Annotated in this window: 20 protein-coding genes and 3 pseudogenes; 15 read left to right on the top strand and 8 right to left on the bottom strand. The window is 69.2% G+C overall.

What is annotated here, in order from left to right:
• The first annotated feature begins 17 nt into the window (after positions 1 to 17).
• The 3 genes from C1I89_RS27140 to C1I89_RS27130 are packed head-to-tail and all read left to right on the top strand — an operon-like array spanning position 18 to position 3,563.
• Positions 18 to 1,538, top strand: coding sequence for a class I adenylate-forming enzyme family protein (locus tag C1I89_RS27140; RefSeq protein ID WP_102775489.1), 1,521 nt, complete (start codon positions 18 to 20; stop codon positions 1,536 to 1,538).
• 54 nt (positions 1,539 to 1,592) lie between these two features.
• Complete coding sequence (locus C1I89_RS27135) at positions 1,593 to 2,570, top strand: Bug family tripartite tricarboxylate transporter substrate binding protein (RefSeq protein WP_102775488.1); 978 nt, start codon at positions 1,593 to 1,595, stop codon at positions 2,568 to 2,570.
• The gene (locus C1I89_RS27130) at positions 2,571 to 3,563 is read left to right on the top strand and encodes an NAD(P)H-dependent flavin oxidoreductase (protein WP_102775487.1); all 993 of its coding nucleotides are present in this window, start codon (positions 2,571 to 2,573) and stop codon (positions 3,561 to 3,563) included.
• Here C1I89_RS27130 and C1I89_RS27125 read toward each other — a convergent pair.
• A complete protein-coding gene (locus tag C1I89_RS27125) occupies positions 3,529 to 4,425 on the bottom strand; it encodes a LysR substrate-binding domain-containing protein (RefSeq protein WP_102775486.1) in 897 nt (298 codons plus the stop codon). The genes C1I89_RS27130 and C1I89_RS27125 overlap by 35 nt on opposite strands.
• Positions 4,426 to 4,559: 134 nt before the next feature.
• On the opposite strand from C1I89_RS27125, the gene C1I89_RS27120 reads away from it, so the two are divergent.
• Genes C1I89_RS27120 through C1I89_RS27110 form a run of 3 tightly spaced genes read left to right on the top strand, consistent with a single transcriptional unit; the run spans position 4,560 to position 7,571 of the window.
• Positions 4,560 to 5,474 (top strand): SDR family NAD(P)-dependent oxidoreductase, encoded by a 915-nt coding sequence (locus C1I89_RS27120; RefSeq protein WP_102775485.1) that lies wholly within the window; start codon positions 4,560 to 4,562, stop codon positions 5,472 to 5,474.
• A gap of 7 nt (positions 5,475 to 5,481) precedes the next feature.
• Positions 5,482 to 6,342, top strand: a complete 861-nt coding sequence (locus tag C1I89_RS27115; protein ID WP_102775484.1) for a MaoC/PaaZ C-terminal domain-containing protein — start codon at positions 5,482 to 5,484, stop codon at positions 6,340 to 6,342.
• Positions 6,339 to 7,571 (top strand): CaiB/BaiF CoA transferase family protein, encoded by a 1,233-nt coding sequence (locus C1I89_RS27110; RefSeq protein ID WP_102775483.1) that lies wholly within the window; start codon positions 6,339 to 6,341, stop codon positions 7,569 to 7,571. Before C1I89_RS27115 ends, C1I89_RS27110 begins: the two co-directional genes overlap by 4 nt.
• Here the strand turns inward: C1I89_RS27110 and C1I89_RS27105 are convergent, their stop codons facing one another.
• Both C1I89_RS27105 and C1I89_RS27100 read right to left on the bottom strand, forming a co-directional pair.
• Positions 7,572 to 9,095: a fumarate hydratase gene (locus C1I89_RS27105; protein WP_102775482.1), complete on the bottom strand. Its 1,524-nt coding sequence runs from the start codon at positions 9,093 to 9,095 to the stop codon at positions 7,572 to 7,574.
• Positions 9,096 to 9,137: 42 nt separating this feature from the next.
• Positions 9,138 to 9,905 (bottom strand): crotonase/enoyl-CoA hydratase family protein, encoded by a 768-nt coding sequence (locus tag C1I89_RS27100; protein ID WP_102775481.1) that lies wholly within the window; start codon positions 9,903 to 9,905, stop codon positions 9,138 to 9,140.
• Between the two features lie 234 nt (positions 9,906 to 10,139).
• On the opposite strand from C1I89_RS27100, the gene glyQ reads away from it, so the two are divergent.
• The 7 genes and pseudogenes from glyQ to def all read left to right on the top strand — a co-directional run bounded on the left by glyQ (position 10,140) and on the right by def (position 16,407).
• The gene (glyQ, locus tag C1I89_RS27095; protein WP_102775480.1) at positions 10,140 to 11,051 is read left to right on the top strand and encodes a glycine--tRNA ligase subunit alpha; all 912 of its coding nucleotides are present in this window, start codon (positions 10,140 to 10,142) and stop codon (positions 11,049 to 11,051) included.
• On the top strand, positions 11,052 to 13,190 hold the full coding sequence (glyS, locus tag C1I89_RS27090) for a glycine--tRNA ligase subunit beta (protein ID WP_102775479.1): 2,139 nt from the start codon (positions 11,052 to 11,054) through the stop codon (positions 13,188 to 13,190).
• Positions 13,124 to 13,726 (top strand): annotated as a pseudogene (gene gmhB / locus C1I89_RS27085) (D-glycero-beta-D-manno-heptose 1,7-bisphosphate 7-phosphatase); the annotation flags it as partial. The gene glyS and the pseudogene gmhB, both read left to right, overlap by 67 nt.
• Before the next feature lie 4 nt (positions 13,727 to 13,730).
• Positions 13,731 to 14,459, top strand: a complete 729-nt coding sequence (locus tag C1I89_RS27080) for a lysophospholipid acyltransferase family protein (RefSeq protein ID WP_102775477.1) — start codon at positions 13,731 to 13,733, stop codon at positions 14,457 to 14,459.
• Positions 14,446 to 15,423 (top strand): M48 family metallopeptidase, encoded by a 978-nt coding sequence (locus tag C1I89_RS27075; RefSeq protein WP_102775476.1) that lies wholly within the window; start codon positions 14,446 to 14,448, stop codon positions 15,421 to 15,423. The genes C1I89_RS27080 and C1I89_RS27075 overlap by 14 nt, the downstream gene beginning before the upstream one ends.
• A 36-nt stretch (positions 15,424 to 15,459) precedes the next feature.
• Entirely contained in the window at positions 15,460 to 15,855 is a 396-nt protein-coding gene (gloA, locus tag C1I89_RS27070; RefSeq protein ID WP_102775475.1) for a lactoylglutathione lyase, read from the top strand.
• Positions 15,856 to 15,873: 18 nt separating this feature from the next.
• The gene (gene def / locus C1I89_RS27065; RefSeq protein WP_102775474.1) at positions 15,874 to 16,407 is read left to right on the top strand and encodes a peptide deformylase; all 534 of its coding nucleotides are present in this window, start codon (positions 15,874 to 15,876) and stop codon (positions 16,405 to 16,407) included.
• Here def and C1I89_RS27060 read toward each other — a convergent pair.
• Positions 16,361 to 18,637: an acyl-CoA dehydrogenase gene (locus tag C1I89_RS27060; protein ID WP_102775473.1), complete on the bottom strand. Its 2,277-nt coding sequence runs from the start codon at positions 18,635 to 18,637 to the stop codon at positions 16,361 to 16,363. The genes def and C1I89_RS27060 overlap by 47 nt on opposite strands.
• 132 nt (positions 18,638 to 18,769) lie before the next feature.
• Between C1I89_RS27060 and C1I89_RS27055 the strand changes: the two genes are divergently transcribed.
• Positions 18,770 to 19,999 (top strand): nucleoside recognition domain-containing protein, encoded by a 1,230-nt coding sequence (locus tag C1I89_RS27055; RefSeq protein WP_102775646.1) that lies wholly within the window; start codon positions 18,770 to 18,772, stop codon positions 19,997 to 19,999.
• 13 nt (positions 20,000 to 20,012) lie between these two features.
• Here the strand turns inward: C1I89_RS27055 and pyk are convergent, their stop codons facing one another.
• Positions 20,013 to 21,455, bottom strand: a complete 1,443-nt coding sequence (gene pyk, locus C1I89_RS27050) for a pyruvate kinase (protein ID WP_102775472.1) — start codon at positions 21,453 to 21,455, stop codon at positions 20,013 to 20,015.
• Positions 21,456 to 21,558: 103 nt separating this feature from the next.
• On the opposite strand from pyk, the gene C1I89_RS27045 reads away from it, so the two are divergent.
• Positions 21,559 to 22,701, top strand: coding sequence for a glycerate kinase (locus C1I89_RS27045; protein WP_102775471.1), 1,143 nt, complete (start codon positions 21,559 to 21,561; stop codon positions 22,699 to 22,701).
• A 245-nt stretch (positions 22,702 to 22,946) separates the two neighbouring features.
• Here the strand turns inward: C1I89_RS27045 and rsmA (C1I89_RS27040) are convergent, their stop codons facing one another.
• The 3 genes and pseudogenes from rsmA (C1I89_RS27040) to rsmA (C1I89_RS27030) form a co-directional block, all read right to left on the bottom strand.
• Positions 22,947 to 23,738: a 16S rRNA (adenine(1518)-N(6)/adenine(1519)-N(6))-dimethyltransferase RsmA gene (rsmA, locus tag C1I89_RS27040; protein WP_102775470.1), complete on the bottom strand. Its 792-nt coding sequence runs from the start codon at positions 23,736 to 23,738 to the stop codon at positions 22,947 to 22,949.
• An 18-nt stretch (positions 23,739 to 23,756) separates the two neighbouring features.
• Positions 23,757 to 24,272 (bottom strand): annotated as a pseudogene (locus tag C1I89_RS27035) (peptidylprolyl isomerase); the annotation flags it as partial.
• Positions 24,229 to 24,990 (bottom strand): annotated as a pseudogene (gene rsmA / locus C1I89_RS27030) (16S rRNA (adenine(1518)-N(6)/adenine(1519)-N(6))-dimethyltransferase RsmA); the annotation flags it as partial. The pseudogenes C1I89_RS27035 and rsmA (C1I89_RS27030), both read right to left, overlap by 44 nt.
• Between the last annotated feature and the right edge of the window lie 14 nt (positions 24,991 to 25,004).

Here is a 25,004-nt window from a genome sequence, read left to right as displayed (position 1 = left end):
ACGAAACGATACGTCCCATGCCGCAGACTTCTCCCCACACCCGCATCCACCAATTGCTGGCGCAGCAGGCGAGCCGCCAGCCCGACGCCGTCCTGCTGTACGAGGAAGGCGGAGGCATCCTGAGCTACGCGCAATGCTGGCGGCGCGTGCAGGACGTCGCCGCCTGGCTGGCGCGCGAGGGCGTGCGGCCCGGCCACCGCGTCATGGTCGTGGGCGAGAACTGCAGCGCCATGATCGCGGCCCTGTTCGGCTGCAGCCTGGCCGGCGCCTGGCCGGTGGGCGTGAACGCCCGGCTGTCGGCGCGCGAGATCGACGCCATCGGCCGGCACGCGCAGCCGGAACTGACGCTCTACACCAGCGGCATTTCCCCGGCCGCGCGCGACCATGCCGACGCCGCCGGCGCCGATCAGGCCGATCCTGAAGTCTGGGGCCCCGGCATCCGGGCGCGGCGGGCCGCCGCGCCCACCGAGCCGGAGACGGGCGAGCAGGCCGAGGCCGTGGCCACCCTGATCTACACGTCCGGCACCACCGGCGCGCCCAAGGGCGTCATGGTGCCGCACCGGGGCCTGCTGCACTTCGCCCGGGTGTCGGCGGCCTCGCGCCGCCTGAGTCCGCAGGACATCGGCTACGCGGCGCTGCCCATGTCGCATATCTTCGGCATCGCCACGGTGCTGATGGCCACCGTGCAGGCCGGCGCCAGCCTGGTGCTGCGCAGCCGCTTCGATCCCGAGGACGCGTTCCGCGCGCTCGCCAGTCCGGGCATCAGCATCCTGCAGGGCGTGCCCACCATGTTCAGCCGCATGCTGGCCGCAGCCCCGCCCAAGGCCGCGCTGCGCGCGCCCGCGCTGCGCTACGTGTACACCGGCGGCGCGGCGCTGGACCCGACCCAGAAGCGCGACGTGGAACGCTATTTCGGCGTGCCCATGCACCACGGCTACGGCATCACCGAGTACGCCGGCTCCATGTTCATCACGCCGATCGACGCGCCGCGCGCCGACTGCTCCGCCGGCTACGCCGTCGACGGCGTGGAGCTGCGCATCGGCACGCCCGACAGCGGCGCGCCCCAGCCCGGCGAACGCGGCGACATCCTGATCCGCGGCCCCGGCGTGATGCTGGGCTACTACCGCAACCCGGCGCAGACGGCCCAGGCGCTGCTGCCCGGCGGCTGGCTGCATACCGGCGACATCGGCTATGTGGACGCCGACGGCGCGCTGTTCATCTCCGGGCGCTCCAAGGACCTGATCATCCGCTCCGGCTTCAACGTCTATCCGCTGGAAGTCGAGTCCGTGATCAACGCCTTTCCCGGCGTGCGCCTGTCCGCCGTGGTGGGCCGCGCCACTGCCGACCACAACGAGGAAGTCATCGCCTTCGTCGAACCGCTGCCGGACGCGACGCTCGACCTGCGGCTGCTGGCGCTGCACCTGCAGAACCAGCTGGCGCCGTACAAGCGGCCGGCGCAGATCATTCCGATCGACACGATTCCCACCACAGTCAGCGGCAAGATCCTGAAGCAGCCGCTGAGAGAAAGGCTGGCGTAAGGCGGGCGCTACGCCACGCGGCACGACCGGCCACGCACACAAGGAGACATGAGCATGCGCATCAAGACCTTGTTCGCCGCGGCCGCCGCCGCGGCGACGATCGCCACCGGCCAGGCGGCCTGGGCCCAGTCCGCCTATCCCGACCGCCCTATCCGTCTGCTGGTGGGCTATTCCCCCGGCGGCCCCGTCGACACCACGGCGCGCGTGTTCGCCAAGTACCTGGGCGACAAGCTGGGCCAGCCCGTGGTGGTGGAGAACCGCGCCGGCGCCAGCGGCATGATCGCCTCGGACGCGACCGCCAAGGCGGCGCCGGACGGCTACATGCTGGGCTTCGCCGCCAGCCCCACGCTCACCATGTCGCCGCTGGTCCAGCGCAGCACGCTGTTCGACCCGCGCAAGGACTTCACGCTGATCGGACTGGTGGTGGACTACGCCAACGTGCTGCTGATCGGGCCGCAGATCCCGGCCAAAAACGTGGGCGAACTGGTGAGCTATGCGCGCGCGCATCCGGACGCGGTCTCGTTCGGGTCGGCCGGCATCGGCGCCTCCAACCACCTGTCGGCCGAGCTGCTGAAATCGCAGGCTCAGGCGCCGATGCTGCACGTGCCCTATCGCGGCAATTCGCCCGCCATGATGGACGTGGTCAGCGGCAAGGTGACCTTCATGTTCGACATCACCAGCACCGCCATTCCGTTCATCAAGAGCGGCAAGGCGCGCGCGCTGGCGGTCACCTCGCGCACGCGCAACCCCGAGCTGCCGGACGTGCCCACGATGATGGAGGCCGGCATGAAGGACTACGAAGTGGTCGGCTGGTACGCGCTGGTCGGGCCCAGGAAACTGCCCGAGGCCGTATCCGGGCGGCTGACGCGCGCGCTGGCCGAGGTATCCGCCGATCCCGCGTTCCGCCAGGCCATGACCGACGGCGGCTACACCATCAACAACGGCGATTCCAAGGCATTGCAGGCTCGCATCGACCGCGAGTACGCCTTGTGGTCCGACGTGATCAAGACCGCCAACATTCAAGCAAACTAGATGACGAATCCCTCCTCGCTGCACGCCCAAACCCGTTTGCCGGTCATCGGCGCGCCGATGTTCCTGGTCTCCGGCCCCGAGCTGGTGATCGCGCAATGCGCCGCCGGCATCGTCGGCACGTTTCCGTCGCTCAACGCCCGGCCCCAGGAACAGCTGCACGCCTGGATCAGCCGCATCGAGGACGGGCTGGCCGCGCGGCGCCGCGCGGACCCGTCGGCCAGGGTGGCGCCGTACGGCGTGAACCTGATCGTCCATCCCAGCAATGCGCGCTGGGAAGGCGATCTGGCGATCTGCGCCGAGCGCAGGGTGCCGCTGGTGATCACGTCGCTGCATCCGCCCGAGGCCGTGGTGCGCGCCATGCACGCGCACGGCGGGCTGGTGTTCCACGACGTGACCACGGTGCGCCATGCCAAGCGCGCGCTGGCCGCCGGCGTGGACGGCCTGATCCTGGTGGCCGCCGGCGCCGGCGGCCATGCCGGCCAGGTCAACCCGATCGCGCTGGTCAACGAGATCCGCGCCTTCTACGACGGCCCGCTGGCGCTGTCGGGCTGCATCAGCCACGGCAAGGACATCCTGGCCGCGCAGGTGATGGGCTGCGATTTCGCCTACATGGGAACGCGCTTCATCGCCACGCAGGAATCGCTGGCCGGCGACGCCTACCGCGAGATGGTGCTGCAGGCGCAGGCCGCCGACGTGGTCTACACGCCGTATTTTTCCGGAGTGCCGGCGAACTACCTGGCGGCCAGCATCCGGGCCACGGGTCTGGACCCGGCCGCGCTGGCGGGGGTAGGCACGGACCGCGAGCCGAACCTGGACAAGAGCTCACGGCCCAAGGCCTGGAAGGACGTGTGGAGCGCGGGCCAGGGAGTCGGCGCGGCGCAGGAGATTCTGCCGGTGGAGACGCTGGTGGATCAGCTGGCGGCGGAGTACCGGGAGGCCTTGCTGCGGGTTGGCGCGCCTACGCCTGCGCCGCCCGCTGCAGATGCTCGATGAAGCGCTCCGCGAAACTGGGCAGGTCGCGGCCGCGCTGGCGGCATAGCAGGCGGTCGCGCAGCGCCCAGGGGTCCTCCAGCCGGAGCACGTGCAGCGCGTCCGCGCGGCTGTAGCGCGCGACGCAGGCGCGCGGCACCACGGCGATGCCGGCGCCGGCTTCGACCATGCGGCACACCGCCTCGAAGCTGCCCACGTGCACGCGCTGGCACAGGCGTTTGCCCAGGCCGCTGGCGATGTCTTCGAGAAAGCTCTGGATGGCGCTGTTGGGATGGATGCCGACGAACTGGTAGTTGTCCACCAGGTCCACGAAATGCGCCGACGCCTGCGCGGCCAGCGGATGGTCCAGCGCCGTCACCACGGTGAGCTCGTCGCGGAACAGCGGCGTGACGTCCAGCCCTTCGACGTCGATATTGCCGGCCACCAGGCCCAGGTCGCCGGCGCCCGCGCGGATCGCGATGACGATGTCGCCCGAGATCTTCTCTTCCAGCTCCACGTCCACGTCCGGGTTCTCGGCCAGGAACGTGGAGAGCGCGTCGGCCAGGAAGGAATTGGTGGCGGTGGTGTTGGCCAGCAGGCGCAGACGCCCTTTGAGGCCGCTTGCGTAGGGCTGCAGGTCGGCGTTCAGGCATTCGAGCTGGCGGAAGATGGCGTTGGCGTGCTTGAGCAGCACTTCGCCGGCCGGGGTCAGCGCCACGCCCGTGGCCATGCGCACCAGCAGCCGGGCCTTGAAGGCTTCTTCCATGTTCTTGACCCGGGCGCTGGCGGCGGGCAGGGACAGGAAGGTGCGCTCGGCCGCGCGGGTCAGGTTGAGGGTCTCGCCTACGTTCAGAAACAAACGCAGGTCGGTCAGGTCATGTCTCATGTTCCACCACGCAGAAGGGGGGCATTTCTAATTTTGAATTCTGCGAATGCCGTCACGAATCTACCATGGGCCATGCCCGCAAACCAGAAGGGATGATGCGGAACTGTTTTCACATGGCACAGGAGTCAGCTTCAATGAGCGGTATCGTTTCCGGCAAGGTGGTGATCGTTACCGGCGCGGGCGGCGGCATCGGCCGCAGCATCGCGCTGGCCATGGCGCAGGCCGGCGCCAAGGTGGTCGTCAACGACATCGGCGTATCGCTGACGGGCGAAGGCGGCACGGAAGGCCCGGCGCAGGCGGTGGTCAGGGAGATCGTGGCGGCCGGCGGCCAGGCGGTGGCCAACACCGACAGCGTCGCCGCCTACGACAGCGCCAGCCGCTGCGTGCAGACCGCGATCGACGCGTACGGACGCATCGACGCGGTGGTCAACAACGCCGGCAACCTGCGCGACCGCGTCTTCCACAAGATGAGCGAAGAGGAATGGCGCCAGGTGCTGGACGTGCACCTGAACGGCTCGTTCTACATGAGCCGCGCCGCCGCCCCCTATTTCCGCGAACAGGAGTCCGGCGCGCTGGTGCACATGACGTCCACCTCCGGCCTGATCGGCAACTTCGGCCAGGCGAATTACGCGGCGGCCAAGCTCGGCATCGTCGCGCTGTCGAAGTCCATCGCGCTGGACATGGCGCGCTACAACGTGCGCTCGAACTGCATCGCGCCGTTCGCCTGGAGCCGCATGACCAGCTCGATTCCCGCCGAAACCGACGCGGAGAAGGCGCGCGTCGAGAAGCTCAAGAAAATGGAGGCCGGCAAGGTCGCGCCGCTGGCGGTCTACCTGGCCAGCGACGCGGCCCGCGAAGTCACGGCGCAGATCTTCGCGGTGCGCGCCAACGAGATCATGCTGATGAGCCAGCCGCGGCCGCTGCGCAGCGTGCACCACGGCGAGGGCTGGACGCCCGAACTGATCGCCGAAATCGCCGTGCCCGCGATGCGCAAGCACTTCTATGCGTTGGAGCGTTCGCCCGACGTGATCGACTGGGACCCCATCTGAGGCCGCCATGCCCCTGGACTATGCAACCGTGAAGAACTGGCGCTTCGACGAAGTGCGCCAGCGCTACGACGAGAATGACGCCATGCTTTATGCGCTGGGCATCGGCCTGGGGCAGGACCCCGAGGACGCCGGCCAGCTGCGCTACGTCTACGAACAGGGCCTGCAGGCCTTTCCCACCATGAGCGTGGTGCTGGGCTATCCCGGCTTCTGGGTGCAGGACCCGCGCGCCGGCATCGACTGGGTCAAGGTGGTGCACGGCGAGCAGCGCCTGACGCTGCACGCGCCGCTGCCGGCCAGCGGCGTGGTCGTCGGCAGGAGCCGCAACACCCACGTGATCGACAAGGGCGCGGACAAGGGCGCGCTCATCGTCACCGAACGCACGCTGCACGGCGAGGACGGCGCCTGCCTGGCGACCTTGCAGCAAAGCACTTTCTGCCGCGGCGACGGCGGCTTCGGCCAGGGCGACGCCGGCCCGCCGCCGCTGCCGGCCGCCCCGGACGGCGATCCGGACCTGCGCTGCGAGCTGCGCATCGCGCCCAACGCCGCGCTGCTGTATCGCCTAAACGCCGACCGCAATCCGCTGCATGCCGATCCGGAAGTGGCGCGCCGCGCCGGCTATCCGCGCCCCATCCTGCACGGGCTGTGCACCTACGGCATGGCGGCGCACGCCATCGTCAGGAGCTGCTGCGACTACGACGCCTCGCGCCTGGTCAGCCTGAACACGCGCTTCTCGGCGCCGGTCTATCCCGGCGAGACCCTGCAGTGCAACATCTGGCGCATGCCGGACGGGCAGATCCGCTTCCTGGCCCGCGCCCGCGAGCGCGACGTGGTGGTGCTGAGCAACGGCACCGCGGAGCTGCGGCCATGACGCGCGCTCCCGCCCTGGACGGCATCCGCGTGCTGGACCTTTCGCGCATCCTGGCCGGCCCCTGGTGCACGCAGAACCTGGCCGACCTGGGCGCCGACGTCATCAAGGTCGAGCGTCCGCGCGTGGGCGACGACACCCGCGCCTGGGGCCCGCCGTTCCTGAAGGATGGCGAGGGCCGCGACACCGAGGAATCCGCCTATTACCTCAGCGCCAACCGCAACAAGCGCTCGATCGAGGCCGACATGGCCACGCCCGCGGGCGCGGCGCTGATCCGCGAGCTGGCGACGGCCAGCGACATCCTGGTCGAGAATTTCAAGGTGGGCGGGCTGGCCAAGTACGGCCTGGACTACGCCAGCCTCAGGGAAATCAACCCGCGCCTGATCTATTGCTCGGTCACCGGCTTCGGCCAGGACGGCCCGTATGCCGGCCGTCCCGGCTATGACTTCATGATCCAGGGCCTGGGCGGCCTGATGAGCATCACCGGAGAACGCGACGACCTGCCCGGCGGCGGGCCGCAAAAGGCCGGCGTGGCGGTGACCGACATCATCACCGGCATGTACGCCACGGTGGCGATACTGGCCGCGCTCAACGAGCGCCATCGCAGCGGCCTGGGCCAGCACCTGGACATCGCGCTGTTCGACAGCCACGTGGCGATGCTGGCCAACCAGAACTCCAATTACTTCAACTCCGGCGTGGCGCCCTCGCGCGCCGGCAACGCGCACCAGAACGTGGTGCCCTACCAGGTGTTCGCCGCCAGCGACGGCCATCTGATCGTGGCCACCGGCAATGAATCGCAGTACCGCGCGTATTGCGCCGCCATCGGCGCGGCGGAGCTGGGCGACGATCCGCGTTTCGCCACCAACCGATTGCGCATCGCCAACCGCGAGCTGCTGGTCGGCATGCTGGCCGCGATCATGCGCCAGGGACGGCGCGACGAGTGGATCGCGAAACTGGAAGCCGTGGGCGTGCCCTGCGGCCCCATCAACGACATCGCGCAGGCTTTCGCGCATCCGCAGGCCGAGGCGCGGCAGCTGCGCCGCGACCTGCCGCATCCCGCGGGCGGACAGGCGGCCGTGACGGCCAGCCCGCTGCGCCTGTCGGAAACCCCGGTGCGGTACCGCAATGCGCCGCCGCTGCTGGGCGAACACACCGAGGAAGTGCTGCGCGACGTCCTGGGCAAATCGCCGCGGGACATCGCCGCATACCGCGCCGGGTTGAAGGCCCCGTAATTACGCCACGGCGACCGGGATCTTGCCGATCCGGGCCTGCCATTCCTTCGGTCCCGTCGTGTGGACCGAGGTGCCCTGGGCGTCGACCGCCACCGTCACCGGCATGTCCTTCACGTCGAACTCGTAGATGGCTTCCATGCCCAGGTCGGCGAAGCCCAGCACCTTGGCGCCGCGGATGGCCTTGGACACCAGGTAGGCCGCGCCGCCCACGGCCATCAGGTAGGCCGAGCCGTGCTTCTTGATGGCGTCGATGGCGACCGGGCCGCGCTCGGACTTGCCGATCATGGCGATCAGGCCGGTCTGCTCCAGCATCATGCCGGTGAACTTGTCCATGCGGGTGGCGGTGGTGGGGCCGGCCGGGCCGACCACTTCGTCGCGCACCGGATCGACCGGGCCGACGTAGTAGATGACGCGGTTGGTGAAGTCCACCGGCAGCGGCTCGCCCTTGGCCAGCATGTCCTGGATGCGCTTGTGCGCGGCGTCGCGGCCGGTCAGCATCTTGCCCGACAGCAGCAGGGTCTGGCCCGGCTTCCAGCTGGCCACTTCTTCCTTGGTCAGCTTGTTCAGGTCCACCTGCCTGGACTTGTTGTAGTCGGGCGCCCAGTGCACTTCCGGCCATTCCGACAGGGCCGGCGGGTCGAGGCGCGCCGGGCCGGAGCCGTCCAGCTCGAAATGCGCGTGGCGGGTGGCGGCGCAGTTCGGGATCATGGCGACGGGCTTGGAGGCCGCGTGCGTGGGGAAGGTGTTGATCTTGACGTCCAGCACCGTGGTCAGGCCGCCCAGGCCCTGGGCGCCGATGCCCAGCGCGTTGACCTTTTCGTACAGCTCGATGCGCAGCTCTTCCAGCTTGCTCTGCGGACCGCGCGCCAGCAGCTCGTACATGTCGATGTCTTCCATCAGCGACTGCTTGGCCATCAGCATGGCTTTTTCGGCGGTGCCGCCGACGCCGATGCCCAGCATGCCCGGCGGGCACCAGCCGGCGCCCATGGTCGGGACCGTCTTGAGCACCCAGTCCACCAGCGAGTCGCTGGGGTTGAGCATGGCGAACTTGGACTTGTTCTCGGAGCCGCCGCCCTTGGAGGCCAGCTGCACGTCAACCTTGTCGCCCGGGACCAGTTCGACGTGCAGGATACAGGGCGTGTTGTCGCGGGTGTTCTTGCGCGTGAAGAGCGGGTCTTCCAGCACGGAGGCGCGCAGCGGATTGTCCGGGTTCAGGTAGCCGCGGCGCACGCCTTCGTCGCACAGTTCCTGCAGGGTGCGCTTGGTGTCGAAGCGCACGTCCATGCCTACCTTCAGGAACACGTTGACGATGCCGGTGTCCTGGCACAGCGGACGCTTGCCTTCGGCGCACATGCGCGAGTTGGTCAGGATCTGGGCCATCGCGTCGCGCGCGGCCGGGCTTTCCTCGCGCTCGTAGGCGCGGGCCAGATGGCGGATGTAGTCCACCGGATGGTAGTAGCTGATGAACTGGATCCCGTCGGCGATCGACTGGATGAAGTCTTCTTCTTTGATGATGACGGACATGGCTATATACGGGCTAAAGAAAATAACGAAAAGAAGAGGGGCTCATTTCCCCTGCCAGACCGGCTTGCGCTTCTCGGCGAAAGCCGTGGCGCCTTCCTTGGCGTCGGCCGAGGTAAAGATGTGGGCGGCCAGCGGACGCTGGCGGTCGAACATTTCTTCCTGCGTCCAGTCGCCGGACTGCGACACGATGCTCTTGGCGGTCTGCACCGACAGGGGACCGTTCTCGACGATGGTGCGGGCCAGTTCCAGCGCGCCGGCCAGGGCGCCGCCAGGCTCGGTCAAGCGGTTCACCAGGCCGAAGGCGTGGGCGCGCTCGGCCGTGAACATGTCGCCGGTCAGGATGACCTCCATGGCGATATGGTACGGCAGGCGGCGCGGCAGGCGCAGCATGCCGCCGGCGCCGGCCACCAGGCCGCGCTTGACTTCAGGCAGGCCGAACTTGGCGTTGTTGGCGGCCACGATCAGGTCCGAGGCCAGGGTCAGCTCGCAGCCGCCGGCCAGCGCGTAGCCTTCGACCGCGGCGATCAGCGGCTTCTTGGGCGGGCGTTCGGCCAGGCCGCCGAAACCGCGGCCGTCCACGTAGGGGCGCTGGCCGGTGGCGGCGAAGGCCTTGAGGTCCATGCCCGAACAGAACGTGCCCCCGGCGCCGGTCAGGATGCCGATGCGGATGTCGTCGCTGCCGTCGAGCTGGTCCAGCGCCGCGGCCAGGGCCTGCGCGGTTTCCAGGTTGATGGCGTTCTTGGCCTCGGGACGGTTGATCGTGATGATCTGGATGCCGTCGGTGACTTCTACCTTGATCAGGTCGGACATGAGGGGCTGCTCCTTTTTCGGGATTCCGAGGAATCGGGTTCCTGGCTTTTATATAAGACTTGGCTCAACCCGGAATCATACGACCATTGGTTGCCCCCTGCTTCCGGCCCTGCGCGGGCAGGAATGTAACCGTCCATGCGCCGCCCGCCGGCGGGCCGGCCCGGCGCCAGTTAAAATGCCAGGTTTCCCACGCCCAGGGCAGGCCTTGCCCGGCGGCCGAATTCCAAGAATCCTATGCTCACCTTTCAGCAAATCATCCTTACGCTCCAGGAATACTGGGACAAGCAGGGTTGCGCCCTGCTGCAACCCTACGACATGGAAGTCGGCGCCGGCACCTCGCACACCGCCACGTTCCTGCGCGCGATCGGCCCGGAACCCTGGCGCGCCGCCTACGTGCAGCCCTCGCGCCGTCCCAAGGACGGGCGCTACGGCGAAAACCCCAACCGCCTGCAGCACTATTACCAATACCAGGTCGTGCTGAAGCCGGCGCCGCCCGAAATCCTGGATCTGTACATCGGTTCGCTCAAGGCGCTGGGCATCGACCCCGCGCAGCACGACATCCGCTTCGTCGAGGACGACTGGGAAAACCCCACGCTGGGCGCCTGGGGCCTGGGCTGGGAAGTCTGGCTCAACGGCATGGAAGTCACGCAATTCACGTACTTCCAGCAGGTGGGTGGCCTGGACTGCACCCCGACCACCGGTGAAATCACCTACGGCCTGGAACGCCTGGCCATGTACCTGCAGGACGTGCAAAGCGTGTACGACCTGGTCTGGACCGAAGGCGCCAACGGCAACCGCGTGCTGTACCGCGACGTGTTCCACCAGAACGAGGTGGAGCAGTCCACCTACAACTTCGAGCACTCCTCGGCCGAGATGCTGTTCGCGCACTTCAACGACTACGAAGCCGAGGCCAAGCGCCTGATGGACGTGCCGCTGGCGCTGCCGGCCTACGAGGCCGCGCTGAAAGCCGCCCACACCTTCAACATGCTGGACGCGCGCGGCGCGATCAGCGTGACCGAGCGCGCCGCCTACATCGGCCGCATCCGCAACCTGTCGCGCGCCGTCGCACAGGCCTATTACGATTCCCGCGAACGACTGGGCTTTCCCATGCTGGGCCGCGACAAGGCCGCCGGGGAGGCAGCATAAATGACGACGAACATCCGCCCGCTGCTGGTCGAACTGCTGACCGAAGAACTTCCGCCCAAGGCCCTGCAAAAGCTGGGCCAGGCCTTTGCCGAAGGCGTGCGCGCCACGCTCGAACGCCACGGCCTGCTGGCCGAGGGCTGCGCCGCGACCGCCTACGCCACGCCGCGCCGCCTGGCCGTGCATCTGTCGGCCGTGCTGGCGCAGGCGCCCGACCAGCCCTACGCCGAAAAACTGATGCCGGTGAAGATCGGCCTGGCCGAAGACGGCAGCGCCACGCCCGCGCTGCAGAAGAAGCTGGCCGCCAAGGGCCTGGAGCACCTGGACGTCGCCAAGCTGGAACGCGAGTCCGACGGCAAGCAGGACTACCTGGTGGCCCGCGGCACGGCCCCCGGCGCGCAGCTGGCCGCCGGCCTGCAAGAAGGCCTGGACGCCGCCATCGACGGCCTGCCCATCCCCAAGGTCATGCGCTACCAGCTGGCCGACGGGGTCACCACCGTCAAGTTCGTGCGCCCGGCGCACGGGCTGGTGGCGCTGTTCGGCGCCGACGTGGTGCCGGTGTCGGCGCTGGGCCTGGCGGCCGGCCGCGAAACGCTGGGCCACCGCTTCATGAGCGCCGGCCCCGTCTCCTTTACCGACGCCGACGCCTACGCCGCCACGCTGGCCGAGCGCGGCAACGTGGTGGCCTCGTTCGAAGGCCGCCGCGACGAAATCGCGCGCCAGCTGCAGGACCACGCCGCCCGCCTGTCCGCCACCCTGGGCGACGACCCGGAAGTGGCGGCGCTGCTGGACGAAGTCACCGCGCTGGTCGAGCAGCCCACGGTCTACGTCGGCCAGTTCGAGGAACAGTTCCTGCAAGTGCCGCAGGAATGCCTGATCCTGACCATGCGGCTGAACCAGAAATACTTCCCGCTGTTCGATCCGGCCACCGGCCGCCTGACCCACCGTTTCCTGATCGTGAGCAATATGCGCACGGACGATCCGGTGAACATCATCGAAGGCAACCAGCGCGTGGTGCGCCCGCGCCTGGCCGACGCGCAGTTCTTCTTTGAAACCGACCGCAAGACGCCGCTGGCCGCGCGCGTCGAGCAGCTGGGCTCCATCGTCTACCACAACAAGCTGGGCACCCAGCTCGAACGCGTCGAGCGCGTGCGCGCCATCGCCCGCGGCGTGGCCGAAAAGCTGGGCGGCGACGTCGCCGCCGCCGACCGCGCCGCCCTGCTGGCCAAGGCCGACCTGGGCTCCAACATGGTGGGCGAATTCCCCGAGCTGCAGGGCGTCATGGGCGCGTACTACGCGGCTGGCGACGGCGAGCCCGACAGCGTGGTGCAGGCCCTGCGCAACCAGTACCGCAACCGCTACGACACGCCCGTCACGCCGGAATCGCTGACCGCCGCCGTGCTGTTCATCGCCGAACGCGTGGAAACCCTGGTCGGCATCTGGGCCATCGGCCTGGCCCCCACCGGCGAGCGCGATCCGTTTGGCCTGCGCCGCGCGGCGCTGGGCCTGATCAGCGCGTTCGAGCAGCTGGCCGCGGGCGGCTGGCTGAAGATCAGCGAAGACGGTCCGCTGTCGCTGGACGGCCTGCTGGAACTGGCCGCCGGCACCTTCCCGGCCGGCAAGATCCCGGCCGGCACGCTGGCCGAGGTGCGCGCCTTCATCTACGAACGCTATCGCAACCAGCTCATCAACGACTTCGACCGCAACGCGGTGGAAGCCGTGATCGCCCTGACCCCGCCGCTGCACCAGGCCGCCGAGCGCGTGCGCGCCGCCGCCGCGTTCGCGCAGCTGCCCGAGGCCGCCAGCCTGGCGGCCGCCAACAAGCGCATCGGTAACCTGCTGAAGAAGGCCGAAGGCGAGATCGGCGCGGTCGACGCGGCCGCGCTGGCCGAGCCCGCCGAGAAAGCGCTGGCCGCCGCCGTGTCGGCGCTGCGCCCGCAGGCCGAGGCGCAGCTGGCCGCCGGCGACTTCGCCGGCAGCCTCAGCACGCTGGCGCAGGTGCGCGAGCCGGTGGACGCCTTTTTCGCCGACGTCATGGTCATGGCCGAAGACCCGGCCGTGCGCGCCAACCGGCTGGCCCTGCTGGCGCAGCTGCATGGCCTGATGAACCAGGTGGCAGACATTTCCAGGCTCGCACAGTGAAACTCATCATCCTCGACCGCGACGGCGTCATCAACCAGGACAGCGATGCGTTCGTCAAGAATCCCGACGAATGGATCGCCCTGCCCGGCAGCCTGCAGGCCATCGCCCGGCTGAACCAGGCCGGCTGGCGAGTGGTGGTCGCCACCAACCAGTCCGGGCTGGCGCGCGGCCTGTTCGACATGGACACGCTGACCGCCATCCACGCCAAGCTGCGCCGCGAACTGGCCGCCGTGGGCGGCGCCATCGACGCCATCTTCATGTGCCCGCACGGCCCCGACGACAACTGCAGCTGCCGCAAGCCGCGGCCGGGCATGTTCGAGCAGATCGGGCACCGCTACGACGTGGACCTGGCCGGCGTGCCGGCGGTGGGCGACTCGCTGCGCGACCTGCAGGCCTCGTCGGCGGCCGGCTGCTCGCCGTGGCTGGTGCTGACCGGCAACGGCAGGAAGGCGCTGGCCAAGGGCGGCCTGCCCGAGAACACGCGGGTGTGCGACGACCTGTCGGCCGTGGTCGACGCCCTGCTGCAGGACGCCTGACCCGATGGCCTGGCTCCGTTCGCTGCTGTACGCCCTGTTCCTGGCCGTCACGGTCATCCCCTACGCCTTCGCCTGCATCCTGTGGGCGCCGCTGCCGCTGCACTGGCGCTACAGGCTGACGGTGGGCTGGCCGCGCCTGGCCATCTGGGGCGCGCGCTTTTTCTGCGGCATCCGCTGGCAGGTCAAGGGCTGGGAAAACCTGCCCGACGGCCCGGCGGTGCTGCTGTCCAAGCACCAGTCCGCCTGGGAAACGCTGTTCTTCCCGGCCTATATGCCGCGCGAGGTCTGCTTCGTCTACAAGAAAGAACTGCACATGGTGCCGTTCTTCGGCTGGGGCCTGGCGCTGTTGCGCATGATCGCCATCGACCGCGCCAAGGGGCGCGACGCCTTCGAACAGGTGGTCAGGCAGGGCCAGACCCGCCTGGACGAAGGCCGCTGGCCGCTGCTGTTCCCGGAGGGCACCCGGGTCGCGCCCGGCAAGGTCGGCCGCTACAAGATGGGCGGCGCGCTGCTGGCCTCGCGCACCGGCGCCGTGGTCATCCCGGTGGCGCATAACGCCGGCGAATGCTGGCGGCGCAACGCCTTCGTAAAGCGTCCGGGTATGGTCACCCTGTCGATCGGACCCGCGATAGAATCCCAGGGACTCTCCCCCGAGGAACTGAACCAGAAGGTTCAGGACTGGATCGAAGGGGAAATGCGGCGTCTCAATCCTGAAAGGTATGTCCAGCCCTGACCAGCTAGAGCTCCTGTTCGACGTGCAGCCGCAAGGCGCGCCCGAAGGCGCCTCGCGGCCGCCCGCCGGACCCGCCGCGTCCGCGCCCAGGCCGGTCCCGCCCAAACCGCTCCACCCCGGCGCCCCGCAGCCTTCCGCTGCCGCCGGCGAGCCGCTGCTGACGCTGTCTCCCAACGCCGCCTCGCGCGTGCCCACGCCCTGCCCCGATCCGCTGCCGCCCGGCGCGCGCTGGCGCGAAGTCGCGACCGAGCAGCAGCCCATCGGCTTCGTGCTGCTGCGCTCGCGCCGCCGCAGCATCGGCTTCGTGGTCACGGACGACGGCCTGCGCGTCACCGCCCCCAACTGGGTCACGCTGGGGCAGGTCGACGACGCCGTGCGCGAAAAATCCCGCTGGATCCTCACCAAGCTGCGCGAATGGCATTCCCGCAAGCAGCAGCTGGCCATGGCGCACACCCGCTGGCAGCCCGGCGGCGAACTGCCCTACCTGGGCAAGCGCATCGTCATCGGCGTGGGCGGCGACAGCCGCCAGGCCTATCTGTCGGGCGACGCCGAGGCCCCCGAGGACGGCGACACGCTGTGGCTGGCGCTGCCTTCGTCGGCCGATCAGGGCCGCATCCGCGACGCCGCCCAGGCCTGGCTGCAGCAGCGGGCCGGCGCCTGGTTCGGCGCGCGCCTGGCCCATTTCCTGCAAATCAGCGGGCTGAAGATCCGCCGCTGGCGCCTGTCCTCGGCCGCCACGCGCTGGGGCTCGTGCACCAGCGACGGCAACATCATGCTCAACTGGCGCTTGATTCATTTCGCGCCCGCCATCATCGATTACGTCATCGCGCACGAACTTGCCCATCTGCGCGAAATGAACCACAGTCAAGACTTCTGGCGCGAAGTGGGACAGATCCTGCCCGGCTTCGAAGACGCCAAGAAGATCCTGCGCCGCCACGATCCCGCGTCCCTCCCTCAGTTCTGAGGCGGCGCGCCTCTCCACCGTACAAGGAATATCCCCATGCGTATGCTCCACACCATGCTGCGAGTCGGCAACCTCGACAAATCCATCGACTTCTACACCAACGTGCTCGGCATGCGCGTGCTGCGCCGCAAGGACTATCCCGACGGCAAGTTCACGCTGGCCTTCGTGGGTTATCAAGACGAATCCGAAGGCGCGGTCATCGAACTGACCCACAACTGGGACACCGACAAATACGACCTGGGCACCGGCTACGGCCACATCGCCCTGGAAGTGGACAACGCCTACGAGGCCTGTGAAAAGGTCAAGCAGAAAGGCGGCAAGGTCACGCGCGAGGCCGGCCCCATGAAGCACGGCAAGACCGTCATCGCCTTCGTCGAGGACCCTGACGGCTACAAGATCGAGTTCATCGAGAAGAAAGGCCGCGAAGACTGAGCGCCAAGAGGCCAGCCCATGATCCACCCCATCCTGAAAATGGGCGACCCGCGCCTGCTGCGCGTGGCCGCGCCCGTGGAACGCTTCGACACGCCCGAGCTGCACGCGCTGATCGACGACATGTTCGAGACCATGGCCGCCGCGCAGGGGGTGGGCCTGGCCGCGCCGCAGATCGGCATGGACCTGCAGCTGGTGATCTTCGGTTTCGACCGCAACGAGCGCTATCCCGACGCGCCCGCGGTGCCGCAGACCATCCTGTGCAATCCCGTCATCACGCCGCTGTCCGACGAGCGCGAGGACGGCTGGGAAGGCTGCCTGTCGGTGCCGGGCCTGCGCGGCCTGGTGCCGCGCTACCGCCGCATCCTCTACCGCGGACGCGACCCCTACGGCCAGCTCATCGAACGCGAGGCCGAGGGCTTCCACGCCCGCGTGGTGCAGCACGAATGCGACCACCTGATCGGCCGCCTGTACCCGTCGCGCATCGAGGATTTCTCGAAGTTCGGATTCACCGAGATCCTGTTTCCGGGCATGGACCCGAAGCAGGACGATTGACGCCGTCCGGCGGCGTCAATTCCTCCGGCGCGAAATCATCCACCTGCAACACCCGCGACACCACGGTCTCGGCCTCCTCGATCTGAGCGGCCTGGGTATCCGTGATGGCGCCGCGCCGGTGCGCCTCGCGCCAGTCGCGCACGCCGGACTGGCGCAGCCGGTCGCGTAGCGGCTGCACCGCGTCGGCCAGCGCGAAGGCGCGCGTCAGCAGGCTTACCGGATCGTCGCCGGCCTGCGCGCCGCCCGGCTCGCGCTGCAGGTCGGCGGCCAGCCGCGCATGGGTCGGCGAAGGCCTGAGCAGCAGTTCGGCGCATTCGCGCGTCAGCGCGTCGCCCGGCCCGCGCGCCAGGCGCAGCGGCAGGATGGCCGCGCGCAGGCCCCAGGCCAGCGCGCGCCCGGGCAGGTTGCGCAGCACCTGGTCCATGCTTTTCTCGATGCTTGCATAGCCCTGCTCCAGGCACCAGTGCACCAGGGGCAGGTCGTCGTGCTTGCGGCCCTCGTCCTCCCAGCGCTTGAGCACCGCGGACTGCAGGTACAGCTCCGACAGGATGTCGCCCAGCCGGGCCGAGATCATCTCGCGGCGCTTGAGCGCGCCGCCCAGCTGCGCCAGCGTGGCGTCGGCCAGCAGGGCGAAGCCCGCGGCGTAGCGGCCCAGCCGGCGGTAATGCCCGGCCGTGGGGCCGGAGACCGGCGCGGGCGCCAGCACCCCGCCGGTCCAGGCGCGGCCGATCGCGCGCAGCGCGTTGCGCGCCGCATGGCGCAGGTGGCGCCAGAACACGTCGTGGAACACGGCGATGCCGCGCTCCTCGTCGGGGTTGGCCAGCGCCAGCATTTCCGGCATCAGGTAGGGATGGGCGCGGATCGCGCCCTGGCCGAAGATGATCAGGTTGCGCGTCAGGATATTCGCGCCCTCGACCGTGATGGCGATGGGCACGGCGCGGTACAGCGCGCCCAGGTAGTTGCCGGGGCCGTCCATGACGGCGCGGCCCGCGTGGATGTCCATCGCGTCGTTGACCGAGCCGCGCATGCGTTCGGTGGCGTGGTACTTCATGATGCCCGACACCACCGCCGGCTTGACGTCCTGGTTCAGCGCGGCGCAGGTCAGGCGCCTCGCGGCCTCCACCAGATAGGCGTTGCCCGCCAGGGCGGCCAGCCGCTCCTGCACACCTTCGAACTTGCCCACGGGGATGCCGAACTGCTCGCGCACGCGCGCGTACATGCCGGTGGTGTGCGCGCACATGACGGCGGCGGCGGCCGACAGCGACGGCAGCGAAATGCCGCGCCCCGCGGCCAGCGCGCTCATCAGCATCTGCCAGCCGTGGCCGGCGCGCCCCGCCCCGCCGATCAGCGCGTCCAGCGGCACGAACACGTCGCGCCCGCGGTTGGGGCCGTTCTGGAACACCTGCATGGCCGGCAGATGGCGGCGGCCGATCTCCACGCCGGGCGCGTCGGTGGGCACCAGCGCCACCGAAATGCCGATGTCCTCGGGGCCGCCCAGAATGCCTTCCGGGTCCGACATCTTGAACGCCAGGCCCAGCACGGTGGCCACCGGCCCCAGCGTGATGTAGCGCTTGCGCCAGTTCAGCCGGATGCCGACGAGTTCGCGCCCGTCCACCACCTGCCTGCAGACCACGCCCGTGTCCACCATCGAGGCCGCGTCCGAGCCGGCCTCCGGACTGGTGAGGCCGAAGCACGGCACTTCGGTGCCGTCGGCCAGGCGCGGCAGCCAGTAGTCGCGCTGTTCCGGGGTGCCGAACTGCAGCAGCAGTTCGCCCGGCCCCAGCGAGTTGGGCACCATGACGGTCACGCCGGCGGTGATGGAATAGGCCGAGATCCGCCGCACCACCTCGGAATGCGCATAGGGGGAGAAACCCAGGCCGCCGTAGCGGCGCGGGATGATCATGCCGAAAAAGCGTTCGGACTTGAGAAAGGCCCAGACCTCGGGCGGCAGGTCGCGCCGCGTCCAGGTGATGTCCCATTCGTCCAGCATGGCGCACAGCCGGGCCACCGGGCCGTCGATGAAGCGCTGTTCATCCGGGGTGAGCGCGGCGGCGGGGACGTCCAGCAGCTTGCGCCAGTCGGGGTTGCCGGTGAAGAGGTCCGCGTCCCACCAGGTGTCGCCGGCCTCGATGGCTTCGCGCTCGGTGGCCGACATCGGCGGCAGCGCCTTGCGCGCCCAGCGGTACGCGGGTTCCGAAATGCGGCGTCGGCGCCAGGCATTGAAATCCATGAGCGGTCCTCGCAGTGACGGGTTGCTCCCCTTGGGGCCAAAGTACCAGAATTGCAGCCCTCGGACCAATCCTAGCCTTGTCGGGATGCGACAATGGGCGGCGCAACGAATCGCTATCCGGGCAACTTCCGCATGCTGAACAAACTCTGGCTGGGCTTTTTTCTTACCGCGGCAGCGGCGGCGCTGTACCGCTGGCTGATCGCCGGCGAACCCGAAGTGTTCCACCTGATGGTGACCAGCCTGTTCGACATGGCGCGCGTGTCGGTGGAGGTGATGGTGCTGCTGTTCGGCACCCTGACCCTGTGGCTGGGCTTTCTGCGCATCGCCGAGGGCGCCGGGCTGGTGGAAAAGCTGGCGCATCTGCTGGGGCCGCTGTTCGCGCGCCTGATGCCGGAAGTGCCGCGCAACCATCCCGCCATCGGCCTGATCACGCTGAACTTCGCGGCCAACGGCCTGGGGCTGGACAACGCCGCCACGCCCATCGGGCTGCGCGCCATGCGCGAGCTGCAGTCGCTCAACCCCACGCCCGAGACCGCCAGCAACGCGCAGATCCTGTTCCTGGTGCTCAACGCCTCGTCGCTGACCCTGCTGCCGGTCACGCTGTTCATGTTCCGCGCGCAGCAGGGCGCGGCCGACCCGACCCTGGTGTTCCTGCCCATCCTGCTGGCCACCAGCGCCTCGACGCTGGCCGGCTTTCTGGCGGTGGCGGCCTGCCAGCGCCTGCGCCTGGCCGACCCGGTCGTCATGCTGTGGCTGGGCGGCGCGGCGCTGCTGATGGGCGGCTTCATGGCGCTGTTGGCGGGCATGTCGGCCGCCGCCATCGCGTCGCTGTCCTCGCTGCTGGGCAACCTGACCCTGTTCGGCATCCTGCTGGCGTTCCTGATCGCGGGCGCCTGGAAGAAGGTGCCGGTCTACGAAGCCTTCATCGAAGGCGCCAAGGAAGGCTTCGACATCGCCAAGAGCCTGTTGCCGTATCTGGTGGCCATGCTGTGCGCGGTGGGCGTGCTGCGCGCCTCCGGCGCGCTGGACTTCCTGCTCGACGGCATCCGCTGGCTGGCGCAGTCGGCCGGCTGGGACACGCGCTTCGTGGACGCCCTGCCCACGGCCCTGGTCAAGCCGTTCTCGGGCAGCGCGGCCCGCGCCATGATGCTGGAGACCATGACGCATTTCGGGGTGGACAGCTTCCCGGCGCTGCTGTCGGCGGTGGTCCAGGGCAGCACCGAGACCACCTTCTACGTGCTGGCGGTGTACTTCGGCTCGGTGGGCATCCTGCGCGCGCGCCACGCCGTGGGCTGCGCGCTGGTCGCCGACCTGGCCGGCGTGCTGGCGGCCATCGGCGTGTGCTACTGGTTCTTCGGCTGAGGCCGCCGCGGCCTCAGTCCACCAGCAGGATCTTCATGCCGTTGGTGCCGCCGCTGTCGCGGTAGAAATCGCCCTTGGTCAGGATCACCCAGTCGCCGGTCTGCACCAGGTTGCGGCGGCGCAGCTCGTCGATGGCGGCATTGCTGAGATCGGCCGGATCGTAGTCGGACGGCGCGAACGGGATGGTGTAGACGCCGCGGAACATCGCCACGCGGTTCTGCGTGACGCTGTGCGGGCTGTAGCAGTAGATCGGCACGCCCGAACGGATGCGCGACATGATCAGCGGCGTGTGCCCGCTTTCGGTCAGCGAGATGATGGCCTTGACGCCCGGGAAATGGTTGGCCGCGTACATGGCGGCCAGCGCGATGGTCTCGTCGCAGCGCGCGAAGGTCTCGCCCAGGCGATGGTGCGACTTGGTCGAGGTGGGGTGTTTTTCGGCGCCCAGGCAGACGCGCGCCATGGCCTGCACCGTCTCGACCGGATACTGCCCCGAGGCGCTTTCGGCCGACAGCATGACGGCGTCGGTGTAGTCCAGCACCGCGTTGGCCACGTCGGACACCTCGGCCCGCGTCGGCATGGGGCTGGAGATCATGGACTCCATCATCTGCGTGGCCGTGATGACGACCTTGTTCAGCGTGCGCGCGTGCTGGATGATGCGCTTCTGGATGCCGACCAGCTCGGCGTCGCCCACTTCCACGCCCAGGTCGCCGCGCGCCACCATCACGCCGTCGCTGGCGCGGATCAGCGAGTCCAGCGCCTCGTCGTCGGCCACGGCCTCGGCGCGCTCGATCTTGGCGATGATCCAGGCCTGGCTGCCGGCCGCCGCCAGCAGCGTGCGGGCCTCTTCGATATCGCTGCCATAGCGCGGAAACGACACCGCCACGTAGTCCAGCTCCATCTCGGCGGCGAGCTTGATGTCGACGCGGTCCTTGTCGGTCAGGCTGGGCGCGGACAGGCCGCCGCCGCGCCGGTTGATGCCCTTGTTGTTCGACAGCGGGCCGCCCACGGTCACGGTGGTGTGGACCTCGTCGCCCTCGACCCGGTCGACCACCAGCACCACGCGCCCGTCATCGAGCAGCAGCTCGTCGCCCACCCGGCAGTCCTGCACCAGCTCCGGATAATCGATGCCCACGATGCTGGCGGTGCCGGCCTCCTTGGGATGCGCGCGCGACAGCGTGAAAGGCTGGCCCACCTGCAGCTGCACCTGCTTGTCGATGAAGCGCGCGATGCGGATCTTGGGCCCTTGCAGATCGCCCATGATGGCCACGAAGCGGCCCTGGCTGGCGGCGATCTCGCGCACCAGCCGGGCGCGTGCGCGGTGGTCGTCCGCGCTGCCGTGCGAGAAGTTGAGACGGGCGACGTCCAGCCCGGCGCGGATCATGGCTTCGATGCGTTCCGGCGTCGAAGTCGAGGGTCCCAGGGTGGCGACAATTTTGGTGCGGCGCAGTACGGGCATGACGGTCCACTCTCGCTAAAACGACAAAAGCGTTATGGTACGCCGGCTGCGCGCGCGCAGGTATCATGGTGATCAGACAACCCCAACAGACCCGTCCGAACCCGTGAAAATCGTCATCGCCCCCGACTCTTTCAAAGAAAGCGTTTCCGCGCCCGACGCGGCCGCGGCCATCGCGCGCGGCGTCAAGCTCGCCTTCCCCGGCGCCCATACCGTTTGCATCCCCATGGCCGACGGCGGCGAAGGCACGGTCGAGGCCGTGCTCGCGGCCACCGGCGGCCAGGCCCGCCAGCAGACGGTGAACGATGCGCTGGGCTACAAGGTGGACGCGGACTGGGGCCTGCTGGCGGACGGCACGGCGGTGATCGAAATGGCCGCCGCCGCCGGCCTGGAACTGATTCCGCCCGCGCGGCGCGACCCGATGCGCGCCAGCAGCCACGGCGTGGGCGAGCTGATGCTGGCCGCCATGGACGCCGGCGCCAGCCGCATCATCCTGGGCCTGGGCGGATCGGCCACCAACGACGCCGGCGCCGGCATGCTGACCGCGCTGGGCGTGCGGCTGCTCGACGCCGACGGCCGCACTCTGCCGCCGGGCGGCGGCGCGCTGGGCAGGCTGGCCAGCATCGACGCCCGCGGCCTGGACCCGCGCCTGGCGCAGATCCGGATCGACATCGCTTCGGACGTGGACAACCCGCTATGCGGCCCGCAGGGCGCCTCGCACGTGTTCGGCCCGCAGAAAGGCGCCACGCCGGAACAGGTGGAAATCCTCGACCGGATGCTGGCGAACTTCGCCGACGTGTGCGCGCGCCATCTGGCGGCGGACCACCGCGACGACCCCGGCGCCGGCGCGGCCGGCGGCCTGGGTTTCGCGGCCAAGGCGTTCCTGAACGCCCGCTTCCGTCCGGGCGTGGAGATCGTGGCGGAACTGGGCGGCCTGGCCGCAGCGGTCGAAGGCGCCGCGCTGGTCTTCACCGGAGAAGGCCGCATGGACGCGCAGACCCTGCGCGGCAAGACGCCCGCCGGCGTAGCCCGGATCGCGCAGCGCGCCAGCGTGCCGGTGGTGGCGCTGGCCGGCTCGCTGGGCGCCGGCTACGAAGGCCTGCACGCGGCCGGCATCAGCGCCGCGTTCAGCCTGGCGCCCGGCCCCATCACGCTGCAACAGGCGCTGACAGATGCGGAAAAACTGCTGACCGAGCGCGCGCGCGACGTCATGCAACTGTGGATGGCGGCGCAGAAACGGATGTTGTGAGTGTTGCGGATGTCGTGGATGTCGTGGATGTCGTAGGATGGGTGCAGCGCGAGAGTGCTTAAGCAAGAACTCAAGTCTCCAACGCGCGTAACCCATCAGGCGGCGACAGCCGCCGTTTTTCGATGCGAGCAAACAAATGCCGGCTTTCGCCGGCTGATGGGTTACGCGCGTTGGACGCTTGGTTTCTTGTCCAACATGTCTCGCGCTGCACCCATCCTACGCCCCCCGCGCAATATCCTTCACCATCACGCCGCCTGCAACACCCCCGCCTCGACCAGCGCGTCCGACAGGCGGATGTAGCGGTCCACCGAGATATCCTCGGCGCGGGCGGTGGGCGCGATGTCCAGCGCTTCCCATGGCACTTGCGCGGCCCAGTCGGCCAGCACCCGGCGCAGCATCTTGCGGCGTTGCGAGAACGCGCGCGCGACCACGGTTTCAAAAGCGCGTTCGCTGACCGGGCGCAGGCGCTCGGCCGGCAGCGGCACCATGCGCACGATCGCCGACACCACCTTGGGCGGCGGGTCGAAGGCCTCGGGCGGCACGTCGAACAGCTTGTGCATGCGGTAGCGCGACTGCAGCATCACCGACAGCCGGCTGAAGTCGCCCGAACCCGGCTGCGCCACCATGCGGTCGATCACTTCGCGCTGCAGCATGAAATGCTGGTCGCGCACGTGGTCGGCCCAGGTCATCAGATGGAACAGCAAGGGGCTGGAGATGTTGTAGGGCAAATTGCCCACGACGCGCAGCGCGCCGCCGAACTGGGAAAAATCCACCGTCAGGGCGTCCGCCTCGACCACGGTCAGGCGGCCGGGTTCGAACTGCTTGCGCAGGCGGGCCGCCAGGTCGCGGTCGATCTCGACCGCGGTCAGGTGGTCCAGGCGTTCCAGCAGCGGCCGGGTCAGCGCCGACAGGCCCGGACCGATTTCGACCACGGTATCGCCGCGGGCGGGAGCCACCGCCCGGACGATGGACTCGACCACGCTTTCGTCGGTCAGGAAGTTCTGGCCGAAACGCTTGCGCGCCTGGTGCTGAGACATGTAAGGCCCGTAATGCGTTTAGCGGTTGTTCTGCTGGATCTGCTGCTGCTTTTCCAGGCGGTTGTCGATATACGCCTGCGCGCGCAGCTGCTCCAGCCAGTCTTCGAATGCGGGCTGGGCGCGGCGCTCGAACAGCACCTGGCGCGCCTTCATCCGCGCCACTTCGTCGGACGCGTCATGCTGGCGGCGCTCTTCGACCTGGATCAGGTGCCAGCCGAAAGGCGATTGGATCGGCGGGCTGATCTCGCCCGGCTGCAGCGCGTTCATGGCGGCCTCGAACGGGGGCACGGTTTCGCCCGGGTTCAGCCAGCCCAGCTCGCCGCCCTGCGGAGCGGTCGCGTCCTGCGAGTACTGGCGAGCCATGTCCTCGAACTTGGCGCTGCCGCTCACCAGGCGCTGGCGCACCTGTTCCAGGCGCTGGCGGGCCTGCTCGTCGCTCATGACGGTGGAGGTCTTGATCAGGATGTGGCGGGCGCGGGTCTGCACCACTTCGACCGGCCCCTGCTGCGCCGGCTGCGGGCGCGCGGCGGGCGCCNGCGCGGGCGGTGGGCGCGATGTCCAGCGCTTCCCATGGCACTTGCGCGGCCCAGTCGGCCAGCACCCGGCGCAGCATCTTGCGGCGTTGCGAGAACGCGCGCGCGACCACGGTTTCAAAAGCGCGTTCGCTGACCGGGCGCAGGCGCTCGGCCGGCAGCGGCACCATGCGCACGATCGCCGACACCACCTTGGGCGGCGGGTCGAAGGCCTCGGGCGGCACGTCGAACAGCTTGTGCATGCGGTAGCGCGACTGCAGCATCACCGACAGCCGGCTGAAGTCGCCCGAACCCGGCTGCGCCACCATGCGGTCGATCACTTCGCGCTGCAGCATGAAATGCTGGTCGCGCACGTGGTCGGCCCAGGTCATCAGATGGAACAGCAAGGGGCTGGAGATGTTGTAGGGCAAATTGCCCACGACGCGCAGCGCGCCGCCGAACTGGGAAAAATCCACCGTCAGGGCGTCCGCCTCGACCACGGTCAGGCGGCCGGGTTCGAACTGCTTGCGCAGGCGGGCCGCCAGGTCGCGGTCGATCTCGACCGCGGTCAGGTGGTCCAGGCGTTCCAGCAGCGGCCGGGTCAGCGCCGACAGGCCCGGACCGATTTCGACCACGGTATCGCCGCGGGCGGGAGCCACCGCCCGGACGATGGACTCGACCACGCTTTCGTCGGTCAGGAAGTTCTGGCCGAAACGCTTGCGCGCCTGGTGCTGAGACATGTAAGGCCCGTAAT

It is taken from the genome of Achromobacter pulmonis (assembly GCF_002885955.2).
GTDB classification, from domain to species: domain Bacteria; phylum Pseudomonadota; class Gammaproteobacteria; order Burkholderiales; family Burkholderiaceae_B; genus Achromobacter; species Achromobacter pulmonis_A.
Note: the sequence above shows the minus strand (reverse complement) of the source record. Positions and strands in the feature narration are given on the sequence as shown.